This window comes from Shigella sp. FC1661, assembly GCF_001712525.1.
Taxonomy (GTDB): domain Bacteria; phylum Pseudomonadota; class Gammaproteobacteria; order Enterobacterales; family Enterobacteriaceae; genus Escherichia; species Escherichia coli.
The window spans coordinates 1-1,146 of the sequence record NZ_MDGW01000363.1 but is presented as its reverse complement, the minus strand read 5'-3'; the positions used below and the strand labels follow the sequence as shown (position 1 = coordinate 1,146).

The window sequence follows — 1,146 nt, the reverse complement described above, 5'->3', positions numbered from 1 at the left end:
AGTTCATTTTCCATCGTTTTCTTGCCGAGCAGGCGCTGGAGTTCTTTAATCTGCTTCATGGCGGCAGCAAGTTCAGAGGCAGGAACAACCTGTTCTCCGGCGGCCACAGCAGTAAGACTTCCTTCCTGGTATTGCTTACGCCAGAGAAATAACTGGCTGGCTGCTACACCATGTTGCCGGGCAACGAGGGAGACCGTCATCCCCGGTTCAAAGCTCTGCTGAACAATTGCGATCTTTTCCTGTGTGGTACGCCGTCTGCGTTTCTCCGGCCCTAAGACATCAATCATCTGTACTCCAATGACTAGTCTAAAAACTAGTATTAAGACTATCACTTATTTAAGTGATACTGGTTGTCTGGGGATTCAGGGGGCCAGTCTACGTTGTCTATAGACTACAACATCGAAGGTTTTGGTTTTGTAGGTGCATATAGCAAATCTGATCGTACTAATGAACAAGTTGGTGACGGCTACGGTGATAACGCTGAAGTGTGGTCATTAGCAGCCAAGTATGATGCAAATAATATCTATGCAGCAATGATGTACGGTGAAACCCGCAACATGACCGTTTTGGCTAATGATCATTTTGCAAATAAAACCCAAAACTTTGAAGCTGTTGTACAGTATCAGTTCGACTTCGGTTTACGTCCGTCTTTAGGCTACGTATATTCCAAAGGCAAAGATCTTTATGCTCGTGATGGACATAAAGGTGTTGATGCTGACCGCGTAAATTATATCGAAGTTGGTACCTGGTACTACTTCAATAAGAACATGAACGTCTACACAGCATACAAATTTAACCTGCTGGATAAAGACGATGCAGCGATTACCGATGCCGCAACTGATGACCAGTTTGCAGTTGGTATCGTCTACCAGTTCTAATCAGCCAACGCGCCGCGGCGTGTTACTGTAAAACATAACACTAGCCTGAGTTCGGGTAATGCTGCCAACTTACTGATTTAGTGTATGATGGTGATTTTAAGGTGCTTGCGTGGCTTCCATTTCCATCAGATGTCCTTCCTGCTCCGCTACTGAAGGCGTGGTGCGTAACGGCAAAAGCACTGCCGGACATCAGCGCTATCTCTGCTCTCATTGCCGTAAAACATGGCAACTACAGTTCACTTACACCGCCTCTCAGCCCGGTACGCAC

Annotated in this window: 2 protein-coding genes and 1 pseudogene; 2 read left to right on the top strand and 1 reads right to left on the bottom strand. The window is 46.3% G+C overall.

Annotated elements, in window-relative coordinates; genetic code table 11:
- On the bottom strand, positions 1 to 287 hold a 287-nt coding region (locus BFF42_RS18025), incomplete at its 3' end, for a transposase (RefSeq protein WP_000567737.1).
- Between the two features lie 75 nt (positions 288 to 362).
- Here BFF42_RS18025 and BFF42_RS18020 point away from each other — a divergent pair.
- Together BFF42_RS18020 and BFF42_RS18015 are read left to right on the top strand one after the other, a co-directional pair.
- Positions 363 to 878 (top strand): annotated as a pseudogene (locus BFF42_RS18020) (porin); the annotation flags it as partial.
- 109 nt (positions 879 to 987) lie between these two features.
- On the top strand, positions 988 to 1,146 hold a 159-nt coding region (locus BFF42_RS18015), incomplete at its 3' end, for an IS1 family transposase (RefSeq protein ID WP_032277379.1).